Origin of the sequence: Pseudoalteromonas sp. 68 DY56-GL68, from assembly GCF_041414825.1 — a bacterium.
Classification (GTDB): Bacteria; Pseudomonadota; Gammaproteobacteria; order Enterobacterales; family Alteromonadaceae; genus Pseudoalteromonas.
This window is the reverse complement of record NZ_JAOCZL010000022.1, coordinates 277,454-303,621: the sequence shown is the minus strand read 5'-3', so window position 1 is coordinate 303,621 and position 26,168 is coordinate 277,454. Positions and strand designations below refer to the sequence as shown.

Here is a 26,168-nt window from a genome sequence, read left to right as displayed (position 1 = left end):
TGAATAGAAATATAACTCTATCATAGTGTGTACATTAATTTTGCATTTAATTAACATTGAATACTAAACTAATTATTTATATGTGATGGATCGAGTAGTTTGTGTTAGAGGATTACTATAAAAATATACAGGTATTGGCGCAAGGAGGGATGAGTACGATATACCTTGCAACGGATCGAGAGCTGAATAGGCAAGTCGTACTCAAAGTCATGAAATTAGCTGAAGACAATACTGAGCGAGCCATCAGTGAAGCAAAATTAATAGCGAGTTTTAATCACCCAAATATAGTGCAGCTTTATAAAATCATTCATCGAGACCAACAAGTTTTATTAGAAATGGAGTATGTTAAAGGGACTACGTTAGCTCATATAATGAAAGAGCAGAGGCTTACACTGACTGAAAAGCTAGAAATACTCATTCATATTAGTGATGGTTTAGCTGCAATTCATGATAAAGGTATATTACATCTCGATTTGAAACCGGCTAATGTGCTAGTTAGTAATGAAGACACAGTGAAAATAACTGATTTCGGTATCTCAAAAATCAAAGGAGTAGAAGCAACCGATATAACCAATGATTATGGCAGTTTAAACGCCATGTCGCCTGAGCAATTGAATAGTCAAACTATCGATTTTCGTAGTGATTTGTTTTCATTAGGGTTAATCGCCTATCAATTATTAACGGGCTATCATGCTTATTCAAAACAAGCCTCAAGCAGTACAGCGCAAGATTTAGCAAAACAAATCAAATCATTCCCTTGTTGCGCAAATTATGAACCGATCAAAGAGCTATCTGCTGATTTAGTGCCTTTACTAAAACAGTTATTAGCATTTAAAGTGGACAAACGTCCTGAAAGCGCTCGTGCTGTAGCATCTCAGTTTAGAGACGTTTTAGCCTCGCTTAGTTTCGACAGCTTGACCGTAGATGTTACAAGTTACAAAAATCATAACAACCTAAGCAAAAATTTTTTCAATAAAAGATTATCTCTTGTTGTGATTCTTTTTCTGTTATTAAGCGGTGGCAGTTGGTTCTGGTATTCATCTAAACCAATAGAAAGAATAGCTTTATTACCCGTAGAATTTATAGCAAATAGCCAAGTTACGGATGCACAAAAACGTTTACTTAGCCTTGGCGTCAAGGATGCAATAACCGAATATGTACTTGCTGATCGGAAGCTTGCTTTAATTGCGAGCAGGGAAGTTAAACAAACACAATTAATACTTGGTAAAGAAGCTGGCCTAAATGATTTAGCTGCTGCGCTTGGAGCTACTAAACTATTAATACCTTTATTGGACTGCAACCTTTTATCGTGTGATTTCACACTAAACGAACTAGATCAAAACGCCACAATGATAGGCACAACACGAAGTGCAACAGATAAAGAAAACTATCTAAATATTTATAACTCAACTCTATCTTCGATACAAAGCTTGCTTACTCCAAGCAGCTTGTCGAATAGAGAGCTGTTATTGTCAGATGAGTTTATCAGGCAATATGTGTCATTAGTTGCTCTGTCTGCGAATGATTTAGGTAGCAGTCAAAAGCAACGCGCCATGGCTGAGTCTTTGTTGTTGCAACAGCCTGATTTTAAGCCTTTATACCCTTTATATCGAAAAATAGTGTTACGCCTTTATAAATCGTCAAAAAATGTAGAGCTCATAACAAAGTTACAATTTCAACTTGAACGATCGCCCACTTCATACCGTGAAAGTCCTGCTTATTTAGTTGATCTACTTGAAATATACCAGCATACGGGAGAGCACATTAAAGCTGAAAAAATTATTAGCAGGATTCAAAGCTCATCATTAGAGGAATACCAAAGAGAAATTATTTTGGCTATTTATTTTAAGCGTACAGGTCGTCTAGAAGAGTCTTTAAAGCACGCGAAGATGGCATATAAAATTAGACCGACTTTATTGGCAACCAGAAACCTTGCAATCGCGTACCTTACCTTGGGGAAACGTGCTGACGCATTAAAATATTTAAAGGAAGTATTAAGTTATAACCCTGATGATGTTATAACGCTCAAAACAGTCGCGGATGTATCTTTGTTATCAGGCGACTTGACGGCGGCAGAGGATAATTATCAAAAACTGATAGATTCGGGACAGCAAAGTGCCTCTATTTATAGTAATTACTCAATTGTTCTTTCTTTACAAGGTGAGCTTGTAAAAGCATTAAACCTTGCTGAAAAAGCCATGATGTTAGATACCAAAACAACCACCTTACAACTTAATTATGCTGATTTACTTTATTTGCAAGGCCGCTTTACAGAGGCCGAAAGCTTATATTTAAAAATTAGCGAGCAGCTTGGTTCTTCGCCGAAAAATGTTGCAGACCAGCTTGAAAAAGCGCAAGTGTTGATTCACCTAAATAGGAATCAACAAGCGATGAATCAGGTTGAACAGCTGTTAGCTGCTCAACCCAATTTGGCTGAGGCATATTTTATCAAAGCAATGCTGCAAAGCTTATTGAATGAAAAATACTCAGCACTCGCATCGGTAGAGCAAAGTATAAATTTGGGATGGAGTCCAGTTTTTTACCGTCTACCTTGGTTTAAGGGGTTATGTTCTGAAAGTAAGTTAATGGGTTTAATAGGTAAAGAGCATTATTACTTTTTATGTTCTGTAAAAAATAACGCAGAGTAACCTCTGCGCTGGTGTTTTAAAGGGTTGGCTCCATATCTTCAATTATAACCCGTGGATCTTGTGAAAAATAACGCATAAGAGAGTTAGCGTCAGTGCTCTTTTTCGCAATTAATCGAAAATTAATTTCATAATTTGCACCTTGATCTAACTTGCCAGATACCGCTTTTTTTGGATTATCAGCTAATTGTTTACTTAATTCCGTTGATAAAGCGTGATGCGGTAAAATACTGGATATTGTGACAATTAATGATTTTCCATCGTTGGCAACAATACTATTGAGTTGGTAATTAAAGTTGTCTTTAGCATCTGAGAAATAGCTACCGTTTTCGGCAAAAGCCCACTCTGATTTGTTTGCAAGTTCGAAATAGAGATTCAAGCTACCACCTGCAATAAGATCTTTGTAATTTACTTTAATTTCTTCTGCACTTGCTCCAGACTGAGAAGTGAGCTCCCATTGGCCATGGTCATTGGGAATAACAAAAAAGCTGAGATCATTCATGATATAAAGTCCTGTTTTAAAATTGAGGAGCTGCTTATTTATTTGATAAGCAGCTATTACTATAGGTTATCTAACAAGAACCCCAAACCGTGCCAGTCCATAACGGAGTGTTATTTGCGTATACCGTAGCTTTAATACCATTAGATGCCACTTCGCTTGTTACTAGACTAATGGAGTGACCTTGGGTTAGGCCAGACTTAGGTCACTGTTTTTGTCACCGTTACACATGGTAAAACTGTCCTTGCTAAATTTTAAAGGTGGCAATAAGCAAATGAAATTCTGAAAAGTTAATTAGCTTATTGCCTGTTTGTGTAAGGAAAAGAATAGATAGATCTGTTTTAGGTTGTTATTACAGATTATTACATGGCTAGTTTTTTATTAAAAATCAATCAATTTCTCTACATTTTACCTGTGGTAGTAGCTCGGTAGCTTTACTATCTAAATGCCGAATAAAACATTGCTTATTTTTGATCAGCAGCTCAAAGCTGTCCGGTGTGTTATTAAACCCTTTATCTTGTGATTCATGTCCTTTCATATTACCTATTACCAACACGCTATTGTTTAAAAAAGCATCTTTATCTAGGATGATTGGCTTACTGTGCATTAGTCGGGAGATTCCCTGTGCTATGAGCTCACTTTGTGGTTCTGTAAGCTGTGCATGTTGGAGTTTTGGAGTGGGCTGCTGTGTTTGATGACTACAGCTATATAGGGCAAAGGATAAAACAAAACAGCTAAGTTGCAATTTCATAGGGGCTCCTAACGAGCAAGACTTCCTTTATGTATAGTTAGTCTTTAACTAATTTGATAGATATAACGGCTATTTTTGTTGCTGAGCTGTTGCCAAATGTGATGGGTATCACACAATGAAAAATAGTGCAGCCAACAACTGTTGTAGTCTACGTCAATTTGGCAAACAGGGAAATTACTGGCAAACATAATACGTTGCTCACCAAAGTGATTTAGTAAATTCTTAAGAAGCCATCGATGCGTGTCTTTACTCAATGAGCTAAATTCTAGTCCTGAAAATTTAATAGCAATATTACTGCAGCGGCTTAATTTAGTGATTGCCTTTAACCAGTGCTCTGGGTTTTTGATAAAACCTAAGTGATTGATCACTACACGTAACGAGGGAAGAGCCTGGCAGTATGTAATGAGCTGTTCGGTTACTGCATGGGTTTCAATTTCAAATTGGGCTTCAAACAGTAAGTTTTCGGCTGCTAGATAGGCAAGATTTTCAAGGCTATTTGGTGCACGTAATCGCCTTGCATCATCACCTTCGGTAATATCACGAATACCAACAAGCGTTGGTTGCCTAAGCTCAGTTATTGCGTTTATAAACTGGCTATCAGGGGCATCAATCTGACTATAGCTAATCGCTCTATAAGCAATATCTTTTAAATGTGTTGCAAGCCAATTAAGCTCATTCACTGGCGCTTGGTTATCAAAGCCAGCTTCAATATGTACGAGCGCTTCTAGCTCAAATGAACAGGCTGCTTGCAGTTGCCCTACAGTAACAGGTGCTTTTATTTGTGTAAGGTTAGGCCACGCAGGGGGACGTTCGCCTTGTAGCCAAGTGTATTGACCCTCAGTGAGGTTAAAAAAGTGCACATGGGGGTCAATAATTTTGTCGCTCATTGCGTGGTGTACCCACCATCAATGCTTTGTAAGCTGCCAGTGATAAAGCTCGCTTCAGGGCTTATTAAAAAGTTTATCAAAGCAGCTATTTCTTCAGGCTGCCCCAAACGGTTTAAAGGTTGCAATGCAGCTTCTTCGGCAACAATGTCAGCTTTATTAGCGCCGCTTCTTTGGCAGTAAGCATCAATCGCGTTATGAAATAATGGGGTTTCAATAGTGCCTGGGCAAACTGCATTTGCGCGAATATTAAACGCGGCATAATCCAGCGCAGTGGTTTTTGCCATGGAAGCTAGCGCGTGCTTGGTTAGGTTATAAGCAAACGAGTTTGGTTTGCCAATGATTGCCTGATCAGAGGCAACCAATACGATGCTGCCCCCTTGCTGGCTTTTCATGCTAGGTAATACAGCTTGAATTGCAGCATAGGCACCTTTCACATTGAGCGCAAACAGGGCATCAAACGCTGCTTCATCGGTGTTTTCAATGTTGGCACTTAAATGGCGACCTGCGTTTGATATTAACGCATCAACTCGGCCTGTTTCTGCAATTATTTCGCTAATCACTGATTTAACTTGCAGAGCATCACTGACATCACAGTGGCGATAGTTTCCCTCTGATGGCGTGATATCTAAGTTATAAACTGTGTATGCTTCGCGCTCTAAGCGCTCAACAACCGCTTTGCCTATGCCTTTACTGCCACCAGTGACAATTGCAACGTTTGTCATCATTTACCCTTAGTGGCTGTGGCCACAACCGCCTTCACCGTGCACGTGGCCGTGTGATAACTCTTCGGCTGTTGCTTGGCGAACATTGATCACTTCAACATCAAATGTCAGTGTTTTGCCAGCAAAAGGGTGGTTTAAGTCACAATCCGCATTAAAGCGACCTACTTTCACGATAGTCACTTGGTGGCGACCTTGGTTTGAATGCACGATTGCAGTCATACCCGGCTTCCATACTTTTGTGTTGCCTTGTAAGTGCTTAAGTGGGATGCGTTGGATTAGGTTATCAACGCGTTCGCCGTAAGACTCGCTAGGCTCAAGTGTTACGCTAAAGTTATCACCAGCTGCCTTACCTTCAAGGGCTTTTTCAAGACCCGGAAGCATGCCCTCAGTACCATGGATATATGAAAGCGGCTCGCCATCTTTACTTGATTCGATTTGCTCGCCTGCTTCACTTAATGTGTAGTGAAACTCAACCGCTGAGTCTTTGCTGATTTGCATGTTTTTACTCTTTAGAATTTAAATATAAATGCCGATTTTACGCTAACCGCTTTGGCTGAGCAATCAAGGCTTTTTTAAAGAGCTTTCGATACCCGACAGTATCGTCTCGCTCGCTGGTGTATTATGTTTTGTGGGCTCGGCTTGTGGCAAATGTAATGTCAAAATCGTACCTGGCTTTAATACGCTTGTTGCATTTAACTTATTCCACATCGCGACATCCTTGTGGGGGACATCATAGAGCCGGCTAATGCTCCAAATAGAGTCACCGGGTTTGACTTGGTAATCAACGGCAATAGTGGAGATTGTTGGTTCATTTTGCTCTAAGTAAGGACTAATTTTATAATCGACCAACAAGGACTTTTGTATTGTCTGTGGTTTATTTAAATGGAGCTGTTCACCAACTTTGATTAGGTTTGAGGTTTTATTATTTAATTTTTTCAGCGCCTCGACTGACATGCTAAAGCGTCGTGCAATACTGTATAAAGTATCGTCTTTTTGTACGGTGTATTGGCCTGCAAAGTTATTACGGAATAGTTTGCTCTGTAGTATAGTTTGCTGCTCCATTGGGAGTAATAAAGTATGTGGGCCATTCGGCGAACTTTGGTTTTTTAAGTAACCAGGGTTAAGTTTGTGCAATTGACTGCGGCCGATTCCTGATAGGTTTGCAATCACAGAAAACTCAAATTGTTGGCCAACATTAAATTCAGTTGTGAGTGGTTTATTTACCAGTTTTGGGCGCTTAAAGCCTTTTTCGGGATGCCTTACTAAGTAGCTGAGGGCTAATAATTTGGGTATATAATCTGCGGTTTCTTTTGGTAATGAGAGCGACCAGTAATCTGTTTTTTTTCCTCTTTTTTGATTGTCTTTAATGGCCTTTTTTACTCGACCCTCACCACTGTTATAGGCTGCTAATGCATGAAGCCAATTACCATTAAAGCGCTTGTGTAGGTAGCTTAAGTAAGCGAGTGCAGCATCGGTTGAAGCTAAAATATCTTGACGACCATCATACCATTGGTCGCTTTGCACACCGAAATGATAGGCCGTTGCGCCTACCAATTGCCATATTCCCACAGCATGTTCTGAAGAGCGAACTGTGGGTCTAAAATCACTTTCAACAAAGGGTAACAGTGCAAGCTCCATAGGGAGGTTCTGCTTTTCGACACGTTTAACAATGTGATAAAGATAAGGAGCGGCTCTACGGTTTACTGTTTCGAGATACTCAGGCTGTTTTAGATACCACTTTAAACGCGCAGTGGTCTGTTTATTGGTCTGAAAAACCAAGGAAAGATTATTTGCTATATGTTGCCATAGGTCATCAGAAGTTGGCTCAGAGACTGGAATAGTTACTTTGGGTGACGGTAGCGCGGCAGTGGGTGATGCATCTAATTGCTCACTGGTTTTTTCTTGATAGCTTAAGTTAGGCTCAAAGTGGTTAAAAATCTTTGGCTTATCATCTTGATTTTGTGGCGATTCTTTCTTAGTGGTTTGGCATCCTTGTAAACTAATAAATATGCACAGCAATAGAAAATATTTCAAACGTAGTAGAGCCATATAATAAAATCCCTTTATTATTTTAGCGCTATTTTGAAGTTTTAGCCTGCTTTAGTCCAGCCTCAAGAAACATATTAAATGCACGTTCGCCAATTTCGTCGCTCTGATAGCTTTGTTTTATGGTTATAGGGAATGTTGTTATTAACTCTTCTACGGGGGCATTCGGCTGAGCTTTTACCTGCTCTTCAATCGTACTTAAAAATGCGATTGGTTTTGCAAGCATCGCGGGTGTGAGCTTTTCGCCATGGCCAGGTAAAATGGTTGTGATGGTTTTACTTTGCGCAAGCTGTGTGAGTGCGTTAAGCCATGGCACTAGTTGTCCATGACCTGGATAGGGCAGGCTATCAACCATATCGCCACCCAATAAGATTTGGCCATTATCAGCAAGTAAGGTTAAATCACCATATGTATGCGCATGATAGGGTTCAATGATAACTGGGTAATCGCCTAGATCAAGCTTGGTTTGTTCTGAGATGATAAGTGCGGGCTCTTTAAGCGATAACTCACGCCAGCGTAGCAAACGCTGTTTCGCAAGCGTTAACTTTTCTCGCCATGTATGTTGTTGTTCCTTAGGCAGATTAGCAAGGCGTTGGTAGCTAAGCTCAATACTTTTTTCATAGCTATCAAGCTTATCAGTAAACGCACGTTGTACATGTGCAAAGTTTTTTGCAACCTGTTGATGAACAACGAGCTTTGCTTTGGGAAATTGGGCTTGCAGTACGGCCATGCCAAGGAGGTGGTCGTCATGATAATGGCTGCCAACCAAATAACATAAAGGTGTTTTCAAGCGTTGCTTGAGGGTGCTGGCTAGTTGCTCTACCGCTGCAAAGTCGCCACTGGCATCGAACATTAACGCACACTCTTTTCCTTCGATAAGAACTTGGTTCGAATCGTAAAAGCGTAGCTTAGCTTGTTGCTCTAAAAATTGAATTTCTGGTGTAATGGTATGCCAAGTAACATTAGCATTCACGGTAAAACAGACAGAAAATAAAGCAGTTATAATTCCTTTTAGAAAAGCACGTGTACGCATTGTTAATTCGCTTGTTTATTATTCGAATGGAGAGTGTAAACAAAAAAAGCGCGAAATGCGCTTTTTTAAGGATCTAAATGTTGGCTTAGCTTATCGATTAATGAGTCATGCTGTTGCTCTTGTTTTGCTTGTTGCGATTTGACTTCGAGCAACTCATGACTTAAGTGCAACGCGGCCATTAATAAGGCTTTTTGTTCGTTACGAACAGCAGAGCGTTGCTTCATTTGTTCCACTAAGTCATTTAAATGTTGAGCTGCACCAACGAGCGCTTTTTCCTGCCCTTCAGGACAAGAAAACTCATGCTCTTTGCCAAGTAGCTCGACTGTGACACGCTGACTTTGTGGAGTGGCCATTAGCTAGCCTGATTAGCGCTTTGTAGTTTTTCAAGTAAGCCTGTTAATGTGCTGCTGGCATCCTTTTGCTTTTCTTCACTTTCAAGTACTTCAAGTTGTAGTGTTTCGTTTTCATCAAGTAACTTGGCGGTTTGATCTTTTAAGCTTTTAACTTCGCTTTCAAGTTCGCTATTTCGGTTAATTAGTTTGTCGATCAGTTGTTCGAGTTGGGAAAGAGTTTCGTTATTCATAAATGCGCTCATAAAACTGTGATTATTGTCATGCAAATGTAAAGGAAACTGTATCGATATGCCAGCATTTACGCCTGTTTTAGCGCATTTTTATTAAAAGTTAAGCTTCAATTCAGCCTCGGAGCATTTTTATTCATTTATGATTCACTCAGTGCTGAGTATTTAGGATCATTATCGGTTTATCGTGTACAATGAGGGCATCTATTTTTTGCGCACACTCGTATTTGGCGACTTATAAATATGCTTAGTTACCGACATTCTTTTCATGCAGGAAACCCTGCTGATGTAGTTAAACATTTAGTTTTAGCTGAAGTTCTTAAATATCAAACAATCAAAGATAAACCACTTGATTATATTGATACGCATTCTGGAGCTGGCTTTTTTGAACTTGCCGGAAGTGATGCACAAAAAACACAAGAACATTTAGAAGGGATCGCTAAACTATGGCAACATCGCAGTGAGCATAGTGCACTTAATGAGTATATCGAACTAATTAAGTCGTTTAATCAACAGGGTGATTTAGATTTCTACCCAGGCTCACCAAAAATAGCTGAACACTTCTTACGTCGCCAAGATAAAGGCTGGTTCTTTGAGTTACATCCACGTGATTTAGAACTATTGCAAAATAATATGCAAGGTAAGCGTTCTATTCGGGTACGTGGCGAGAACGGTTTTCAAGGGCTCGTGGGCTTATTGCCTCCTGCGTCACGTCGTGCTTGTGTATTAATTGATCCACCGTACGAAATTAAAGCTGACTACGACACGGTTGTTAATACTATTATTAAGGCTTACAAACGTTTTGCTACGGGTACGTATATGATTTGGTATCCGGTTGTTGACCGTGAACGTATCGATAGAATGGAAGCTGGTTTAATTGATTCTGGTGTGCGCAATATTCAGTTATTTGAATTAGCAACTGAAGCTGATACCGAAGTGCATGGTATGACGGCCTCTGGCATGATAGTCATTAATCCACCTTGGAAATTAAAGCAAACCATGGACGCTATCTTGCCTGAGCTAGTACAATTACTTGCACAAAACAGCGGTTTTTATCGCAGTGAACAACTGGTAGACGAATAACTTTATTCTAAATAAAAACGCCCAGTCTCTGCTGGGCGTTTTTGTTTGTAAACTAGTTCATATAGGTTGCAATAAACGTTGCCAATGGTTCATTGCTATCATCGAGTAAAATTAATTGCTCACCATTAATTGAAAACTGTGCTGTTGATGCCAGTAAGGCTGACATTGCAGCTTCGATATCCATTTGCTCCACACACATTTTTTTAGTGCTTGCAAGTGGGTTAAAGGTGAGAGTTTGCTCATTGATTTCATAGCTCCCAGAGAAACTATTACAACCTAAGAAGCCATGAGTTGAGCCATCATCTTTAAATTGAACAAAGGGCTCCTTTGTTTCAACGTTGAGCGCTTCACCAGCAATTGTAACTGCTTTCCAATAGGTATTGGTTAATGTCACATCTGGCTTTTTAGCGGATACCTTAGAGACGGTTACTTTGTATACATCGTCCATTGTGTTTTCTGAAAATGGGTTATTATGGGTCGTGCTTATGTAAAGCAATTTACCTTGGTTTTCTATGCGCGCACTGACGCTGTAGCGGTGACGATCGGCAATTTTACTTTCGTCATATTCTAGTGCCACGTTGTAAGGTGGAGCCCCATTTAATTGTACTTCTTGCTCACTGATCACATCTGCTTTTGCATCCATCTTTGATACATCGGCTAGCTGTACTTTTAGCACTGAGCCTGGTGGCAACATGCTACGATCTAAATAAGTCACTTGGGTATTGAGTGTTTTTATTGTTGATTGCTCAGCTTGCGGCTCAGCTGAATCTTCACTACAACCGCTTAATACTAAGCTGCTGCCTAATATCATTAAGCTACATAGTGAGGCACGTTTAAAAGAGGAGAAGGTATCCGAAGCCATGATGTTTTCCTTGCGTTTGGAGGACTATCTGTTAAATAGCTTAAAATTCGCTGACTTAATCATAGCTTAATTATATAAAAAATGGGCATAAAGCCCATTTTATCACTCGTTATTTTTTAACGTATTTAGTTAATATGACAATACGTTGGCCATCTACGCGCCCTTCAATATGTTCAGGGTTACTGGTTAAGCCAATATTTCTAACCGCCGTGCCGCGTTTAGCGACCAAGCTACTGCCTTTAACATCAAGATCTTTAATAAGTGTGACTGTGTCACCCGCTTGAAGTACAACGCCGTTGCTATCAATATGTTTAATATCGTCATCTTCAGCAAGGGCTGTTTGCGCCCACTTTAGTGTGTCTTCTTCAAGGTAGATCATGTCTAATGCATCTTGAGCCCAGCCGTTATCTGCCGCTAAGCGTTTTAGCATGCGATAGGCCACAACTTGTACAGCGGGTGTTTGACTCCACATACTGTCGTTTAAGCAATGCCAATGATTTGCAGTAAGGTCGGCATTATTTTCAATTTGATCTTTGCAGGTTTGGCAAACATAAATGCATTTATCAGAGTGAGCCTCTGTAACAGGTGGCACTTCGTACACAGATAAGTTATCTGTGGCAGTGCAAAGTTCACATTGGTTATTACTACGTTCAATAAGGGCTTGTTCAATGCTCATGGGAGGCTCTTTTCAGTTTGGAAGACTAATGCCAATTGCTTAGTTAATTGATCTATCTTAAAGCAAATCGCTAATAACAGCGTCCTAGTATAACAAAACCGCAGTTAAAGCGGAATAACCTTGTTTAGTGTAAGGGTATGGTTTTTGTGTACTTACTAATAATGGCGTCAATAGTGCCATCTTTTTTTAGACTGCGAATGGCGTGATTTATAACAGGCAGCATGGCTTGATGCTCTGATCTAAGCCTTATTTGTAAGTAGCCGTTTGAGTGACGTGCACCAAACGCAATCGAGGCATCCAATTGGTTTGCCCAGTACTTCGCACTAAGCTTGTCGATTATAATGACCTCTATTCTATTCATTTTTAACGCTTTTATTAGTTCTTTTTCTGAATGAAAGTCCACTCGTTTAAAGCGTTTATCATCATAATAGTAATAACCCAGTACGGTTCCGACAGGCTGTTTATTAAGGTGTCTTAACTGTTGCCAGTTTTGAATATTTTCCTCAAGGCTAACGAGGTATTCCTCAATTGCGAATAAGTTCTCAGAATAACGAAATAAATCACTTTTTTGCTCCTGCTCACTTAGCCACGCACGGCTGATAACATCAAAATCAATATTGCCTAAGTGAAGGTATTTAACCGTACGCTTAGCAGGCAGCTCTATGTGTTCAGCATCAATATTTGCGCGGGTAAGTATTTGAGCAATAACTTCAGGAAGAATACCCGGATTGCGTCTATTATCTATGTAATACGGGTAAAAATTTCCAGAGCCAGTAACATTATATTTTAACACAGGAAATTGTTCGGCATGGGCTGCCTGCTCAGAGCCTAAAAAGAATAAAAGTAAAAATAATGAGTAAGTTAGTCGCAATGGGTTATATTAAAAGTTTGTCATACACTGAGTGTGGTTGGACTTTTCTTATTTGGCAAGAAAACACCTTTCACTATACTAAGAACAGTTGTAGTGTTGATTTTTACAATTAAGCGGGATGTAAAATGTCAGAATTAAATATAGAAGGAAGTAAGAGTCAAAGTGTGACTCAGTATATAGCTAGGCAACCGATATTTAATGCTGATAAAACTCTATATGCCTACGAGCTACTATACAGAGAGTCAACTGACAATGTATTTCCTCAAGGCACAAGCGATGGTCAAGCGACAGGGCGGTTGTTTTTTAATGCGCTCATGTTAATGGGGCTAGAGAAACTTACCGGCTTTCAGCCTGCATTTATTAACTTGTCTACCGATGCAATATTGGATGATTTTCCAAAGCTATTACAGCCTCAAAGTGCAGTCATCGAAATTGTTGAGCGTACAACGAGCATCCCTCACGTCGCTCAACGTGTAAAACAACTAAAAGATGAAGGCTACTTTTTTGCTTTGGATGATTATGACGGATGCGAAAAATGGCAACCTATTTTGCCATTAATGGACTTTATTAAACTTGAAGTTGAACAGCCGATCATTAAAACAAATATGATGATCAAAAAACTGAAACGTAGTTTCCCTAAAGCTAAAATTATTGTTGAGCGAATTGAAAATTACGAAGAGTTTGAGCAATTAAAAGCGGCAGGTTGTGACTTATTTCAAGGTTACTTTTTTGCTCGCCCCGAGTTATTAACGTATGGCAATGTTGAGCCTTCTAAAGTCGCAGTATTAGAACTTTTAAACTGTACGGCTCAACCGAATATAGACTTTGCTGCTGTACAAGAGCGCGTTGCAAAAGACTTGGGGCTGACTGCACGCATCTTAAAATTAGTGAATGCACGTTCAAGCAGTGCCCAGCAGACTATCAAATCTATTTCACAAGCTGTTATCTACTTGGGTGAAGACGCCATAAGACAATTTGTCCGCGTGCTTGCCTTGAGTGAACTGGGTAATGATAAACCCTCTGAGCTGACAAAGTTAGGGTTAATGCGTGCTAAATTTATTTCGTTAATGTTAGCACCTGGTGGAAAAGAGCTGGCAGAGCAAGGCTATTTGGTTGGTATGCTATCTGTTTTAGACGCTATTTTGGATATGGAGATTGACCTTGTTGCAAAAGAGTTTTCGTTAGGCTCTGAGTTGTCCAGTGCGCTATTAAGCTTTAACGGTATGCTTGGCGGAACATTGAAACTAGTTAAAGCTGTAGAGGAAGAACATTGGCAGTCAGCAGATGAATTACTTGTGATGATTCGCCCCGCCTCAAAAATGGATGTTGTTTATGCAGCCATGTACGAATCAAGAGCCTATGCTGATGATGTATTTTCTACGCTCTCCTTAGTTACTGACTCGACTAGTTAAGTTAGTTATTATACCTAGCCTATTCATTTTTTTGGTTAGTTAAAATGCGTGTTATCTTTCCAGTTATCGCCATTATCGTTGCTTTAGCTTTGCTAATTCCGGGTGTAACTCAGCCAGTGTTGACTTTAGAAGGCAAAATAAAAAAGTCAGAGCTGGCTAAAGCAGGTATTGAAATGATTGCCGATGAAGGCGACAGAAATACCCGTAGTGTATTAATGATGGCATCAAGCATGTTAGGGCTTGATAAGCTTGAAGGTGAAATAGATGCCTACAAAAAAACACGCAGCATCTGGGGCACAGTGAATGAGCTTGCCAACAATAAAAATTATTTGGTGGCAGCACTGATTGCTGTGTTTTCAATTGTTATCCCCACATTAAAATTATTGATGCAGTTAGTTTATTGCTTTTTACCCGCCATCAAGTTTAAGTGCGTACTTGGCCAACTAGTACAAGGCTTAAGTAAATGGAGTATGGTTGATGTATTTGTGATTGCATTGATTGTGGCCTATCTAGCTGGTAATGCCGACGGGCAAATGGGTGAGCTGATAAGAATGCATGCCGAGCTGGGCGATGGATTTTGGTTTTTTACCGGCTATTGCCTGTTTGCTATTGCAGCAACTAGCAGCATAAAAATAGATAAACCCTTGTCGAGTGCGTAAATTTCGGGCTACAATTTGGGCAGTTAATTTTTAAGGTATGATGATGGCGCGACTTTCAAGCTACTTATTGATAGCTATGATGCTGCTCACTTTTGTGGGTCAGTCAGTTGCGTCTGTTGCTATGGTGTGTGATATGCCGCATGCCAGCATGCAAATGGACCATCACGCAAATATGAGCGCTGACAGCGACATGAGTGATATGGATTGTTGCCATGAAGATATCATGGATAACAGCGATTGTGCGTGTCCGTTCAATGCCTGTACAGCTCACTCACTCCTTCCTCTAAATAGCTTAGTTGTTAGTTCAATTAAGCAATCTGAAAAAGTCACCGTGTTAGGCGTAAGCCAACTCAGCTTTCACATAAGCTCCTTATACCGCCCACCTATTACTGCTTAAGCAGGATAGGTCTGTCTAAAATTCAGCATCACGCTGCAAGAACACCTCATTCTGCACCCTAAATCTATTTTTTTTACCATTATTTAAGATTTTTGGAGCATGTGATGATTCACAGCAAATTGATTAAGGCGCTTTCTCTAGGCGCAGTTTTGATAACCTCAAATTTAGTGAAAGCAGAGCCTTTGGCACTCAATCAGGTGATTGATTATGCATTGACTCACGAGCCATGGTTGCAGGCAAATAAATACCAGCAACAGGCAATAGAAGCGCAAAGCATTGCTGCGGGTACCTTACCAGATCCGGTATTAACTGTTGGCCTAATGAACTTACCAACCGATGGCTTTGCCTTTGACCAAGAAGGTATGACGCAATTCAAAGTGGGATTATCACAACAATTTAGCCGAGGTGATAGTCTTGCCCTACAGCAGCAAGCATTACAGCAATCGGCTGAGCAATACCCTTGGCTTAGAGCTGACCGCCAAGCACAGGTTAAAGCCATTGTTAGCGAAGCATGGCTAAACGCTTATCGCGCACAAAAAAGCATTCAATTGATTAACCAAGATAAAGCATTATTCAATCAACTCATTGATATAACAGAAGCAAGCTATGCTAATACACTTGGTGCGACTCGCCAGCAAGATATTATTCGCGCTCAGTTAGAGCTAACACGTCTTGAAGATAAGCTAGTGATGCTAGAGCAGCAGTTTGATAGTGCCAAAAAGCGACTGGCGCAATGGCTACCTATTGACATGCTAAATGGTGCAGTGAGTGATGAAAGTACCAAAGTGACCGCATTAATGCCTTATCAAAAGCTCGCCCCATCGGGTGTCACTGAAGTGTTGATGGGCCACCCAGCAATTATTGCTATTGAACATGCACTACGTGCTAAAAACACCCAAGTGCAAGTGGCTAAAGAAGCCTACAAACCACAATTTGGTATGAATTTAGGCTATGGCTATCGTGACGATACACCTATGGGGGACTCTCGCGCTGACTTATTCTCAATTGGTGTTAGTGTTGATTTACCGCTATTTACCGACAATCGTCAAGATCAACAAGTGAATGCTGCAATTGCCAGTGCAGAGGCGGTAAAAACCAACAAACTTATTACCTTACAAAAGCTGCAAGGTCAGTACTTCAAGGAGCTTAGCCAATTAAGCCGACTAGCCCAGCGCAAAGCACTGTATCAGCAACAGCTATTACCGCAAATGGCTGAGCAAGCCGAGGCGACTCTAAATGCATACACCAACGATGATGGCGACTTTTCAGAAGTGATGCGTGCTCGCATTAGCGAACTAAACGCAAAAATTGATGCGTTAAACATCGAAATCGATAAACAAATAACCCTCGCTCGCCTCAATTATTACGCAGCAGCAAAAGATAACCGCATAAATGCAGCACAAAGCCAAGGAGCTAGCAATGAATAACACAGTGAAATTAGTTGTCGCTTTGGCGGTAGGTGCAGCATTGGCAACGGCTGTAAATAAGTTTGCTGAGCCAGATCATGCACAAATGCCAAGCGCTGAGAAAAAACCATTATATTGGGTGGCGCCCATGGACAGCAATTACCGCCGTGATGAACCAGGTTTATCACCGATGGGTATGGAATTGGTCCCCGTTTATGAGGAGCAAAGTAGCGCTGAAGACAGCCCAGGTACCGTGAGAATTTCACCGGCCGTAGTGAATAACTTAGGGGTAAGGACAGCGCCTGTGCGTTTTAAATCATTACAGACTACCGTTGATACGGTTGGTTATGTGCAATACGACCAAGACCAACTCGTGCATATTCACCCTCGTGTTGAAGGTTGGATAGAAACCTTATATGTCAAAGCAGCAGGTGACCAAGTTAAGCAAGGCGAGCCTCTTTATACCTTGTATTCTCCACAATTAGTAAACGCACAAGAAGAGCTATTGCTTGCCCTTAAACGTAACAACGCGGTGCTGATTCGTGCGGCAAAAGCACGCTTAGCTTCACTGAATGTTTCTGATGATTTTATTGCGCGATTAGAGCAAAGCCAAAAGGTTAGGCAAAACATTACCTTTTATGCCAAGCAAAGTGGCGTATTAGATGAGCTAAATATCCGCGAAGGTTTTTATGTGAAACCAGGCACAACCATGATGAGTATTGCTCACCTAGAAGAAGTGTGGGTTGAAGCTGAAGTTTTTGAGCGTCAAGCAGGGCTTATTCATAAAGGCTTGCCAGTGACTATGACACTTGACTACTTACCAGGACAACACTGGCAGGGTAAGGTCGATTATATTTATCCAACTCTTGATGAGAAAAATCGTACCCTGCGCGTGCGTTTACGCTTTGCTAACCAAGATGGCTTATTAAAACCGAATATGTTCGCTGAAGTCAGCATTACGACTAAGCCAACTGAACCACAATTAGTGATAGCCAAAGAAGCGGTGATCCGCACCGGTAGCCAAGACCGTGTCGTGATTGATTTAGGCGAAGGGCGCTTTAAATCAGTTGCCGTGATGCTAGGCCGCAGTGATAATCATGATGTCGAAATTTTATCAGGCTTACTGAAAGACGATAACGTTGTGGTTTCAGCGCAGTTCTTAATAGATTCCGAATCAAGTAAGAGTTCTGACTTTATGCGTATGCAAGAACCGGATAGCGAGAGCGCAATGGTAAATGGCGTGATCAACAGTATTGACCGCGAAGCCAGAACCGCTGTGATAAGTCGTGAGGCCATCCCTAAGTGGGGACGCGAGGCTGCAACCATGGAGTTTCATTTTTCGCCGCGTATTGATATGTCTAGTTTGCAAAGCGATGATGAAGTGCATTTTACCTTTAAGTTGGTGGACGGTGAGTTTGTGATTTTTGACATCATGACCCTAAGCCACCCTATGCAAGGAGAAATGCAATGATAGCAGCCGTGATCCGTTGGTCAGTCGGTAATCGTTTCTTTGTATTACTGCTGTCTTTAATGTTGGCGGGCTTTGGGATTTTTTCTTTAAAGAATACCCCAGTTGATGCCTTGCCTGACTTATCTGATGTACAGGTTATTGTAAAAACCTCTTACCCAGGGCAAGCGCCACAAGTGGTGCAAGACCAAGTAACGTTTCCGATCACCACGGCGATGTTGTCGGTGCCTGGGGCTGAAACGGTAAGGGGCTTTTCGTTTTTTGGTGACTCTTATGTATACGTTATTTTTAACGAAGACACTGACCTTTATTGGGCCCGTAGTCGAGTGCAAGAGTATTTGAGTCAAGTAAGTGCTCGCTTACCTGATTCAGCGAGGCCTGAACTTGGCCCTGATGCAACAGGGGTGGGTTGGATTTACTTGTATGCGCTGGTGGATAAAACCGGTAAGCACGATATTAGCCAGCTACGAAGCCTGCAAGATTGGTTTTTAAAGTTTGAACTGCAAACTGTACCTGGTGTATCAGAAGTGGCGTCTGTTGGCGGCATGGTTAAGCAGTATCAGGTGAATGTCGACCCCGATAAATTACGTGCTTATGGTATTCCGCTGAGTTTAATTCAAACAGCAATCAAGCAAGGTAACCAAGAGCGTGGTGCCTCGGTGGTCGAAATGGCTGAAGCCGAATACATGGTCTCGAGCACAGGTTATATTAAAAGCGTGGCTGATTTAGAAGCCATTCCGCTGGGTACTAATGCCAATGGTACGCCACTGCAATTACGCGATGTGGCCGATATAAAACTTGGGCCGCAAATGCGCCGTGGTATTGCCGAATTGAACGGCGAAGGTGAAGTAACAGGTGGTGTGGTGGTGATGCGTTTTGGCGAAAACGCCGAAGCAACCATCAAACTGGTAAAAGAAAAACTAGAGTCGCTTAAAAAAGGCCTGCCAGAGGGCGTTGAAATCATCCCTGTGTACGACCGTTCAAACCTAATTACCCAAGCACTTGATAACTTAAGCTCAAAGTTAATTGAAGAATTAATCGTCGTGGCCTTAGTGTGTGTGGTGTTTTTATTCCATATACGCTCATCGATCGTAGCCATTATCACGCTGCCAATGGGTATTTTAACGGCTTTTGTAGTCATGTATTGGCAAGGTATAAACGCCAACATCATGTCGCTTGGCGGGATAGCGATTGCCATTGGTGCCATGACAGATGGTGCTATCGTAATGATAGAAAATATGCATAAGCATATGGAGAAAACCCCACTGACCGACGAAAACCGTTGGCAAGTGGTGATGGACTCAGCCGCAGAAGTCGGGCCCGCATTATTCTTTAGTTTATTAATTATCACAGTCAGCTTTATGCCCGTGTTTATTTTAGAAGCACAGGAAGGGCGTATGTTCTCGCCACTGGCTTACACAAAAACTTATGCCATGGCGGCATCGGCAGGTCTAGCGATTACATTGGTGCCGGTATTAATGGGCTACTTTATTCGCGGTAAGGTTATTTCGGAGCAGAAAAACCCTGTAAACCGCTTATTGGTGGCAGCCTATAAACCCTTGTTAAATGCGGTGTTAAAAGCGCCGAAAACAACGCTGGTACTGGCCTTAGTGTTGGCTGCTATCGGCTTTTATCCAGTTAAAAAAATTGGTAGTGAGTTTATTCCTCCTCTTGATGAGGGCGACTTAATGTATATGCCAACGACTTACCCAGGTATTTCCATTGGTAAGGCCCGTGAAATCTTACAGCAGACCGATAAGTTAATTGCCAGTGTGCCAGAGGTCGAGTCGGTATTCGGTAAGGTAGGTCGTGCAGATACTGCCACAGATCCTGCGCCGCTTACCATGATCGAAACCTTTATTCAGTTAAAGCCAAAATCACAGTGGCGCGAGGGTATGACCACTGAAAAACTGAAAAAAGAGCTCGATAATCTGGTTAAGTTCCCGGGGCTCACTAATGCGTGGGTTATGCCAATCAAAACGCGAATCGACATGCTTGCCACTGGGATTAAAACGCCTGTGGGGATCAAAGTAGCAGGGCCAAAACTGAGTGAAATTCAAAAAATCGGTGAGCAAATTGAAGTCATCTTAAAAGATTTACCGGGTACGGCTTCGGTTTATTCAGAGCGTGTTGCTGGTGGTCGTTACATCAAAGTTGATATCAACCGTGAAAAGGCAGCGCGATACGGTTTGAACATTGCTGATGTGCAACAGGTTGTTGCCACTGCTATTGGTGGCATGAATGTGACTGAAACCGTTGAAGGGCAAGAGCGTTATCCAGTTAACTTGCGTTATCCGCAAGATTATCGCGACTCGCCTGAAGAGCTTAAGTTGTTACCGATAGTGACGCCAAACGGACAGCGTATCGCATTGGCCGACGTAGCCCATGTCTTTATCGAAGATGGCCCGCCGGGTATTAAAAGTGAAAATGCGCGTATCAATGGCTGGAGCTTAATTGATATTGAAGGCAGTGATATCGGCAGTTACGTTGAGCGTGCGCAACAAGCGCTGCATGAGCAACTCGAGCTACCTGCTGGTTACTCAATTACTTGGGCGGGGCAATACGAATATATGGAGCGAGCTAAAGCTAAACTCAGTTATGTATTGCCATTAACCTTAGCGATAATTGTGGTGCTGTTATACCTCAACTTTAGAAGTTTTATTGAGGTGGCAATGATCATGCTGACCTTACCGCTTGCGATGATAGGCGGTATTTGGCTGATGTACCTTGAAGGTTTTAACTTCTCTGTTGCCGTTGGAGTCGGCTTTATTGCGCTTGCGGGGGTTGCCGTTGAAATTGGCGTAATCATGCTGGTTTATCTCAACCAAGCTTATCAAGATGCCAAAGCGCAATCAGCACAGTTTACGGTTACAGAGCTGCGCCAAGCAATTATTAATGGTGCTGGCCTTCGGGTTAGGCCTGTGATGATGACAGTGGCAACCATTATTATTGGTTTACTGCCAGTGCTTTATGGTACAGGAACGGGCAGTGAGGTGATGAGCCGAATAGCCGCGCCTATGGTCGGTGGTATGCTAAGTGCTGTTGTGTTAACGCTTTTAGTCTTGCCTGCGCTTTATTTTATATGGCGTAAACGACACCTATAAATTTTACAGTGGGTGTGTAACTTGTACGCTCTTCTTACTATAAGTTACATACCTTTATATTTAAGGTTTTGATATTAATTGATTTTTTTCTGGTGTGATTTATGCAGAGTCTTATTAAATTGATTTTAGTAAGGAATGCACATGCAAGTTAAAACAATACAACAAGTTTATGATTGGACTGTGATGTTTCACACCCAGATGGCAGCGAATTTTCACAGTGTTAAAGATTTATTAGACGAGCATAATCAAATGCTGGTGGATTATTATCTGCAATATGAGAAAAAACTAGCAGAAGATCTCGTTGGCTTTAAAGCGATTACTGAAATTAATACCCTAGATACGTATTGCTATGAGTATTTTGCTGAAAATCCTGAGCTTATTACTTTTAAAGACATCAGTACTGATCAGCAAATAGATGAGAAAGCTATTCAAGTCTATTTAACCTCACAACACCAGAAGGTTATTGATCTATATGAATATTTAGTATCTCGTGCCGAGACCCCTGAAACGATTGAGAAGCTTGAGCGTTTACTTGAGTTAGAGCAACAAGGTTTAAAGCAAATGATGCAAAGCTCTAACCGTCATATGGATATGTAATCGATTAACCTATTAATCTGCTTAATGAAAATCGAGTAAAAAGCCGACCTTTTTGAGGTATTTTTGCTCCTGCTGTAAGTCAGCCAAAAGCAAGGTATGTTCTTTAAGCCAGTTAGTATTAAATTTTAAGAACATACTATTTTGCTTGGCTGTGATTTCAAGTGTAAAACCTTGATCGGTTGTGCGTTTTTGATTCAGTAGTACTGCTAAGCGCAAAATCACAATGAGCCGTAATATTTCATAATGCTGCATGGTATGCAGTGTAGGGAACTCGTCCAAACGAATTTTTTTACGGTAAAAGCGGATCATACAACTTAGTAGAATTTGTTGTTGCTGTGTAAAGCCAGGTAATTGGCTGTTCGCCACGATATAGGCACTGTGTTTATGTAATCCCGACGAATTAACCCCTAAGCCAATTTCATGTAATTGCGCAGCCCAATCCAGTAGATTAATGTAGTCAGGGTCGGTAAGTTGCCAAGCTTCTTTGACTTGTTCTAACAGCCACTTTGCGGTTGTCGATACGCGAATAGCATGTTCTTTATCTATGGCGTTGCGCTCAGATAGGTTCGCTATGGTATTCGTGCGAATATCTCTATGGGCGAGCTTTTGCTGCATTTCATGAAGCAAGCCTTCACGAAGTGAAAAGTCGCTGTATTGCATCGTTTTTATCTTAAATAGCCTGAATATGGCAATTAAAATAGCTAAACCACCACAAATACTGACTTGTCGCTCAGCTGTGAGACCTTCAATGTGTAGTGCGGGTATTTGTTTAGCAGCAATGAACTGAGTTTTTAGCTCTAATAATCGTTCTAATGTAATTAGCTCTTGCTCGGTATCATTGGCATTAATCATGGCAAGGATAGATTTAATCGTGCCCGATGTACCCACCACGGACTGCCAGCCTGCCGATAAGTAGTTTGCAAATATCACTTCGAGTTCTTGTTCAGCACGAACCTCAGCTTTGGCAAAGCGCTTAGCGGTAATTTGCCCATCTGCAAAAAACTGCTTGGTATAGCTGACACAGCCCATATTTCGACTCGCCAGTAATGTGTGCTTAAAGTGTTTGCCAATGATGAGTTCGGTACTGCCGCCACCGATATCAATGACTAAGCGGTTATCATCGTGATGGATGTAATGAGCAACACCTTGATAAATTAAACGCGCTTCTTCTTGCCCTGATATTACTTCGATTGGATATGGAAACACTTTACTCGCTTGGGTTAGGAACGAATGAATATTTTTAGCACGGCGTAATGTGTAAGTGGCGGCTACTTTGACATTCTCAAGGGGGAAGTCCTGTAAGGTAGTGGCGAATTGATTAAGAATGGCCAGTGCACGTTCAATAGCTGCTTGGCTTAAGTGATTTTTATCATCTAAACCATCAGCTAAATAAACACGTTGCTTTTCTTTATGTAAGATTTGCAAAGAGCCATCAACCTCTCTTGCCACCACTAAATGAAAACTGTTTGAGCCTAAGTCAACGGCAGCAATAGAGGAATAATCATTCATTATTATAGTTACTTTCCCATTTTTTGAGGTGGTCATAAATAGCTATTTGCGAACGTATTTTCTTACGATTGCCACGGCGCACATAGCTGTTTTTTTGTTCGCTATCGATTATGCGCGCTTTAGTTCTATCTTTAAACTGTAGCTCAAGAATATCAATAATGAGCTGCTTTAATTTTGCATCATATATTGGTGTGGCCACTTCAACACGGTGGTCGAGGTTTCGGGTCATCCAATCGGCTGAGGAAATATAGACTTTCTCCTTGCCATTATTGTGAAACACCATTACTCGGGGGTGCTCTAAGAAGCGGTCTACAATACTGATAATACGAATATTATCATTGCCGCTAAGTGATGACGGAACTAAAGAGCACATGCCACGTACAATAATGCGTATCTTTACCCCACGCCTTGCGGCGAAATAAAGATGATCAACGAGTTCTTTATCGACAAGGTTATTTATTTTTACTGTAATTCGACCCGTTTTACCCTGCTCAGCATGAGTTATTTCTTTATTGATCAATGAGGTGATTGTTTCTCTGGCATTGACAGGTGAAATCATCAAGTGATCGAATTGGAATGGTTTGTAACTACTTTCAATAAACCTAAATACGCTGTCAGATTCTTCCGTTATGCCCTCATGCTTAGTAAACAAACTAAAGTCGGTATAAATTTTTGCGGTTTTTTCATGGAAGTTACCCGTACCAATGTGCGCGTATTTAACGATGTTATGCTTTTCTTTGCGATGAATGACGCATAATTTACTGTGTACTTTTAAAGCAGGGATACCAAAGATAACTTTAATACCTGCATTACTGAGCGTTTTCGCCCATTCGATATTATTTTGTTCATCAAAGCGCGCTTTAAGCTCTACCATTACCGTGACGTGTTTACCGTTTTTTGCTGCATTTATTAGCGTAGAAACAAGGCGAGACTGGCTGGCTACACGATAAATATTGACCTTAACTTGTGTAACATCAGGGTCAAAAGCTGCTTGGCGCACAAACTCAAGTAAATGATTAAAGGTGTGATAGGGGTAATAAAGTAAAATATCTTGCTCTGAGATGGCATCAAACACACTCGAGTGATTAGTAAAAGCAGTGCTTTGTAATGCGGGCAGGGGCTTGTTTTCTAAATACTGACGGCCAACATTAGGAAAGGCAATAAAATCACGGAAGTTACGATATCGACCTCCTGGGATCAATGCATCATGTTGACTTATATTAAGGCGCTTTTTCATCACTTTAAGCATTTCATCAGGCATACTTTCGTCATAAACAAGGCGCACAGGCTCGGCAGAAATTCGTTGTTTCAGGCCTTTCGACATTTTGTCGAGTAAACCTTCTTCAAGCTCATCATCTAAGTTGTATTCAGCATCGCGGGTGAGTTTTATGGCGTAGCATTGAATATCATCAAAACTAAAAAAGCTGCTAAACACATCGCGAATAAAATAAGCGATGATGTCATCTAGCATCACAATGGTTTTGTGGCGACGTGTTTTCTCGGGTGGCAAAATAACAAAGCGAGACACGCGATCTGTGGGAACTTCTAGCATCGCGTAATGACTTTTTTGATTCGTCATTTCGACAAACAAATAGGTCATGGTGTCGTTTATTTGATCTGAGTAGTCTTTCTTTTCAGAGAGTAAAATCGGCAATATATATTGCAGCACATTGTCGTGAAAAAACTTTTTAAGCCAGGTTACGTGAAATTCAGATAGTTTTTCAGGGAGTTCTACGTGAATATTGTGCTCATTTAAATCATTTAAAATATCTTTATGAATCTGATTAAATTTTTTGCCAAGCTGTAGCACTTTGCTTTGGATCTGATGAAGTAAAATCTCATCTTCTTCAAAGTTCGCATCAGGAATTTTATTAAGTAAAATTCGCCGTTTCACATCCGCAACACGTACTCTGAAAAACTCATCCATGTTATTTGAATAAATGCCTAAAAAGCGCATGCGTTCAATAATTGGGTTGGATTTATCTTTTGCTTCTTGTAGCACGCGCTCATTAAAAGATAGCCAGCTCAGTTCTTTGGCGAAATAACTCATTGCTGGTGATGATGAAGGGGTGGCATTCATCTGATTTCTCAAAAATTTATTATTAAATAAAAGATAGAGGATACAGATGACACAAGTATGACAAGCGTGTCAGTTTTGTGACACGCTTAATCTAGCTTAAGTTGTAGAAGTGGTACTTGGTTTAAGCATCCTCAATATCAACAATCAAGTCAGTGGTAATTGACTCAAGCGCTGTTATTACTTCATCTTTGTTCATGCCTACAGGCAAGGCGACCGTTGCAACAGCACTAAAAATAGGGACTCCCCAGTTCGGTGCGCTCTGCTGTTTTGAGTTCAGGTGTGTAATGTTTGCGCCTTTATGGCGTATTACACTGGCGAGCTCTTGTACGATTCCAGGTCTATCGTTGCCTGTTATTACAAAATTAATTTGCTCCGTCGACACCTCTGGAAGGATATCTGAACCACGCTCGATTCGTACTTCTAAATGAGGTAGGCCGTGCAAAGCATCTTGTAGCTCTTGTAAATGCTCCTCTGGTACAGCAGCTTCGATAATGCCTGCAAAGTGACCTGCTAAATGACTTAAATTACTCGATAGCCAATTGCCGTGATGGCTTAAAATTGTGGCCGAAATATCTTCAACGAGCCCCGGTTTATCGGGACCAAGTATGGTGATTACTAACTGCTTCATGCTTAAATCTCTATAAAATGCCTCTGAAAAAATGAAAAAGGAGGGAGGCTTTGGTTAAAATGATTCTTATTATTGAAAAATAAGTCATATTGAGTATTGATGCTGTTTGAGTATTTGTCCAATTTTTTTCAAATAGTTATAAAAGATTAGTTATAACAAAATCTTAGTCAAAGAAGTTGAACTTTCTAGCGATACGATTAAGCCATACTTTAAAAAGATGTTAACTCCCCAAATAAAGTCGTTTATTACACTC

General features: G+C 40.9%; 24 protein-coding genes. 9 read left to right on the top strand and 15 right to left on the bottom strand.

Translation table 11 applies throughout. From position 1 onward, the window contains the following. The first annotated feature begins 101 nt into the window (after positions 1-101). Positions 102-2,648, top strand: a complete 2,547-nt coding sequence (locus NYF15_RS18545; RefSeq protein ID WP_371354349.1) for a protein kinase — start codon at positions 102-104, stop codon at positions 2,646-2,648. 16 nt (positions 2,649-2,664) lie between these two features. Here NYF15_RS18545 and NYF15_RS18540 read toward each other — a convergent pair whose 3' ends face one another. The 9 genes from NYF15_RS18540 to NYF15_RS18500 form a co-directional block, all read right to left on the bottom strand. Beyond that, positions 2,665-3,147, bottom strand: coding sequence for a hypothetical protein (locus tag NYF15_RS18540; RefSeq protein ID WP_062567194.1), 483 nt, complete (start codon positions 3,145-3,147; stop codon positions 2,665-2,667). Between the two features lie 385 nt (positions 3,148-3,532). Continuing rightward, entirely contained in the window at positions 3,533-3,895 is a 363-nt protein-coding gene (locus NYF15_RS18535) for a hypothetical protein (protein ID WP_371354348.1), read from the bottom strand. Positions 3,896-3,939: 44 nt separating this feature from the next. Continuing rightward, positions 3,940-4,782, bottom strand: a complete 843-nt coding sequence (locus NYF15_RS18530; RefSeq protein WP_371354347.1) for an amidohydrolase — start codon at positions 4,780-4,782, stop codon at positions 3,940-3,942. After that, positions 4,779-5,504 carry an SDR family NAD(P)-dependent oxidoreductase gene (locus NYF15_RS18525; RefSeq protein ID WP_371354346.1) on the bottom strand — a complete coding sequence of 242 codons (726 nt, stop codon included), beginning with the start codon at positions 5,502-5,504 and terminating at the stop codon, positions 4,779-4,781. The genes NYF15_RS18530 and NYF15_RS18525 overlap by 4 nt, the downstream gene beginning before the upstream one ends. 9 nt (positions 5,505-5,513) lie before the next feature. Then, entirely contained in the window at positions 5,514-6,002 is a 489-nt protein-coding gene (locus tag NYF15_RS18520; protein WP_130151556.1) for a peptidylprolyl isomerase, read from the bottom strand. 63 nt (positions 6,003-6,065) lie between these two features. Continuing rightward, complete coding sequence (locus NYF15_RS18515) at positions 6,066-7,538, bottom strand: transglycosylase SLT domain-containing protein (protein ID WP_371354395.1); 1,473 nt, start codon at positions 7,536-7,538, stop codon at positions 6,066-6,068. Between the two features lie 43 nt (positions 7,539-7,581). Next, a complete protein-coding gene (locus tag NYF15_RS18510) occupies positions 7,582-8,583 on the bottom strand; it encodes an MBL fold metallo-hydrolase (protein ID WP_237119829.1) in 1,002 nt (333 codons plus the stop codon). 65 nt (positions 8,584-8,648) lie between these two features. Continuing rightward, a complete protein-coding gene (locus NYF15_RS18505) occupies positions 8,649-8,936 on the bottom strand; it encodes a cell division protein ZapA (RefSeq protein WP_371354345.1) in 288 nt (95 codons plus the stop codon). Beyond that, a complete protein-coding gene (locus tag NYF15_RS18500) occupies positions 8,936-9,166 on the bottom strand; it encodes a cell division protein ZapB (RefSeq protein ID WP_130151560.1) in 231 nt (76 codons plus the stop codon). Before NYF15_RS18500 ends, NYF15_RS18505 begins: the two co-directional genes overlap by 1 nt. 240 nt (positions 9,167-9,406) lie before the next feature. Between NYF15_RS18500 and NYF15_RS18495 the strand changes: the two genes are divergently transcribed. Further along, positions 9,407-10,246: a 23S rRNA (adenine(2030)-N(6))-methyltransferase RlmJ gene (locus NYF15_RS18495; protein WP_371354344.1), complete on the top strand. Its 840-nt coding sequence runs from the start codon at positions 9,407-9,409 to the stop codon at positions 10,244-10,246. A gap of 52 nt (positions 10,247-10,298) precedes the next feature. Here NYF15_RS18495 and NYF15_RS18490 read toward each other — a convergent pair whose 3' ends face one another. From NYF15_RS18490 to NYF15_RS18480, 3 genes are all read right to left on the bottom strand, one after another. Then, the gene (locus NYF15_RS18490; RefSeq protein WP_371354343.1) at positions 10,299-11,108 is read right to left on the bottom strand and encodes an META domain-containing protein; all 810 of its coding nucleotides are present in this window, start codon (positions 11,106-11,108) and stop codon (positions 10,299-10,301) included. A 109-nt stretch (positions 11,109-11,217) separates the two neighbouring features. Next, positions 11,218-11,784, bottom strand: coding sequence for an alkylphosphonate utilization protein (locus tag NYF15_RS18485; protein WP_130050406.1), 567 nt, complete (start codon positions 11,782-11,784; stop codon positions 11,218-11,220). A 124-nt stretch (positions 11,785-11,908) separates the two neighbouring features. Then, positions 11,909-12,655, bottom strand: a complete 747-nt coding sequence (locus NYF15_RS18480) for a substrate-binding periplasmic protein (RefSeq protein ID WP_371354342.1) — start codon at positions 12,653-12,655, stop codon at positions 11,909-11,911. Positions 12,656-12,780: 125 nt separating this feature from the next. Here NYF15_RS18480 and NYF15_RS18475 point away from each other — a divergent pair, with 125 nt between their 5' ends. From NYF15_RS18475 to NYF15_RS18445, 7 genes are all read left to right on the top strand, one after another. Continuing rightward, positions 12,781-14,067, top strand: a complete 1,287-nt coding sequence (locus NYF15_RS18475) for an EAL and HDOD domain-containing protein (RefSeq protein WP_371354341.1) — start codon at positions 12,781-12,783, stop codon at positions 14,065-14,067. A 44-nt stretch (positions 14,068-14,111) separates the two neighbouring features. Continuing rightward, positions 14,112-14,726: a paraquat-inducible protein A gene (locus NYF15_RS18470; RefSeq protein WP_371354340.1), complete on the top strand. Its 615-nt coding sequence runs from the start codon at positions 14,112-14,114 to the stop codon at positions 14,724-14,726. A 43-nt stretch (positions 14,727-14,769) separates the two neighbouring features. Beyond that, complete coding sequence (locus NYF15_RS18465) at positions 14,770-15,123, top strand: hypothetical protein (RefSeq protein WP_237119822.1); 354 nt, start codon at positions 14,770-14,772, stop codon at positions 15,121-15,123. A gap of 104 nt (positions 15,124-15,227) precedes the next feature. Further along, on the top strand, positions 15,228-16,550 hold the full coding sequence (locus NYF15_RS18460) for a TolC family protein (protein ID WP_371354339.1): 1,323 nt from the start codon (positions 15,228-15,230) through the stop codon (positions 16,548-16,550). Further along, entirely contained in the window at positions 16,543-18,000 is a 1,458-nt protein-coding gene (locus tag NYF15_RS18455) for an efflux RND transporter periplasmic adaptor subunit (RefSeq protein ID WP_371354338.1), read from the top strand. The genes NYF15_RS18460 and NYF15_RS18455 overlap by 8 nt, the downstream gene beginning before the upstream one ends. Then, positions 17,997-21,101, top strand: coding sequence for an efflux RND transporter permease subunit (locus NYF15_RS18450; RefSeq protein WP_371354337.1), 3,105 nt, complete (start codon positions 17,997-17,999; stop codon positions 21,099-21,101). The genes NYF15_RS18455 and NYF15_RS18450 overlap by 4 nt, the downstream gene beginning before the upstream one ends. Before the next feature lie 141 nt (positions 21,102-21,242). Beyond that, positions 21,243-21,698, top strand: coding sequence for a hypothetical protein (locus NYF15_RS18445; RefSeq protein ID WP_130151571.1), 456 nt, complete (start codon positions 21,243-21,245; stop codon positions 21,696-21,698). Between the two features lie 21 nt (positions 21,699-21,719). On the opposite strand, the gene ppx is transcribed toward NYF15_RS18445, so the two are convergent. The 3 genes from ppx to NYF15_RS18430 form a co-directional block, all read right to left on the bottom strand. Beyond that, positions 21,720-23,207 carry an exopolyphosphatase gene (gene ppx, locus NYF15_RS18440; RefSeq protein ID WP_371354336.1) on the bottom strand — a complete coding sequence of 496 codons (1,488 nt, stop codon included), beginning with the start codon at positions 23,205-23,207 and terminating at the stop codon, positions 21,720-21,722. Continuing rightward, positions 23,200-25,287 (bottom strand): polyphosphate kinase 1, encoded by a 2,088-nt coding sequence (gene ppk1, locus NYF15_RS18435; RefSeq protein WP_371354335.1) that lies wholly within the window; start codon positions 25,285-25,287, stop codon positions 23,200-23,202. Before ppk1 ends, ppx begins: the two co-directional genes overlap by 8 nt. A gap of 121 nt (positions 25,288-25,408) precedes the next feature. After that, positions 25,409-25,915 (bottom strand): glycine cleavage system protein R, encoded by a 507-nt coding sequence (locus NYF15_RS18430; protein WP_062567215.1) that lies wholly within the window; start codon positions 25,913-25,915, stop codon positions 25,409-25,411. Between the last annotated feature and the right edge of the window lie 253 nt (positions 25,916-26,168).

Bases quoted from the DNA above. Each gene is read 5' to 3' on its own strand.
- NYF15_RS18540 (WP_062567194.1), bottom strand. From the start codon at position 3,147: ATGAATGATCTCAGCTTTTTTGTTATTCCCAATGACCATGGCCAATGG.
- NYF15_RS18535 (WP_371354348.1), bottom strand. From the start codon at position 3,895: ATGAAATTGCAACTTAGCTGTTTTGTTTTATCCTTTGCCCTATATAGC.
- NYF15_RS18530 (WP_371354347.1), bottom strand. From the start codon at position 4,782: ATGAGCGACAAAATTATTGACCCCCATGTGCACTTTTTTAACCTCACT.
- NYF15_RS18525 (WP_371354346.1), bottom strand. From the start codon at position 5,504: ATGACAAACGTTGCAATTGTCACTGGTGGCAGTAAAGGCATAGGCAAA.
- NYF15_RS18520 (WP_130151556.1), bottom strand. From the start codon at position 6,002: ATGCAAATCAGCAAAGACTCAGCGGTTGAGTTTCACTACACATTAAGT.
- NYF15_RS18510 (WP_237119829.1), bottom strand. From the start codon at position 8,583: ATGCGTACACGTGCTTTTCTAAAAGGAATTATAACTGCTTTATTTTCT.
- NYF15_RS18505 (WP_371354345.1), bottom strand. From the start codon at position 8,936: ATGGCCACTCCACAAAGTCAGCGTGTCACAGTCGAGCTACTTGGCAAA.
- NYF15_RS18500 (WP_130151560.1), bottom strand. From the start codon at position 9,166: ATGAATAACGAAACTCTTTCCCAACTCGAACAACTGATCGACAAACTA.
- NYF15_RS18495 (WP_371354344.1), top strand. From the start codon at position 9,407: ATGCTTAGTTACCGACATTCTTTTCATGCAGGAAACCCTGCTGATGTA.
- NYF15_RS18490 (WP_371354343.1), bottom strand. From the start codon at position 11,108: ATGGCTTCGGATACCTTCTCCTCTTTTAAACGTGCCTCACTATGTAGC.
- NYF15_RS18485 (WP_130050406.1), bottom strand. From the start codon at position 11,784: ATGAGCATTGAACAAGCCCTTATTGAACGTAGTAATAACCAATGTGAA.
- NYF15_RS18475 (WP_371354341.1), top strand. From the start codon at position 12,781: ATGTCAGAATTAAATATAGAAGGAAGTAAGAGTCAAAGTGTGACTCAG.
- NYF15_RS18470 (WP_371354340.1), top strand. From the start codon at position 14,112: ATGCGTGTTATCTTTCCAGTTATCGCCATTATCGTTGCTTTAGCTTTG.
- NYF15_RS18465 (WP_237119822.1), top strand. From the start codon at position 14,770: ATGGCGCGACTTTCAAGCTACTTATTGATAGCTATGATGCTGCTCACT.
- NYF15_RS18460 (WP_371354339.1), top strand. From the start codon at position 15,228: ATGATTCACAGCAAATTGATTAAGGCGCTTTCTCTAGGCGCAGTTTTG.
- NYF15_RS18455 (WP_371354338.1), top strand. From the start codon at position 16,543: ATGAATAACACAGTGAAATTAGTTGTCGCTTTGGCGGTAGGTGCAGCA.
- NYF15_RS18450 (WP_371354337.1), top strand. From the start codon at position 17,997: ATGATAGCAGCCGTGATCCGTTGGTCAGTCGGTAATCGTTTCTTTGTA.
- NYF15_RS18445 (WP_130151571.1), top strand. From the start codon at position 21,243: ATGCAAGTTAAAACAATACAACAAGTTTATGATTGGACTGTGATGTTT.
- ppx (WP_371354336.1), bottom strand. From the start codon at position 23,207: ATGAATGATTATTCCTCTATTGCTGCCGTTGACTTAGGCTCAAACAGT.
- ppk1 (WP_371354335.1), bottom strand. From the start codon at position 25,287: ATGAATGCCACCCCTTCATCATCACCAGCAATGAGTTATTTCGCCAAA.
- NYF15_RS18430 (WP_062567215.1), bottom strand. From the start codon at position 25,915: ATGAAGCAGTTAGTAATCACCATACTTGGTCCCGATAAACCGGGGCTC.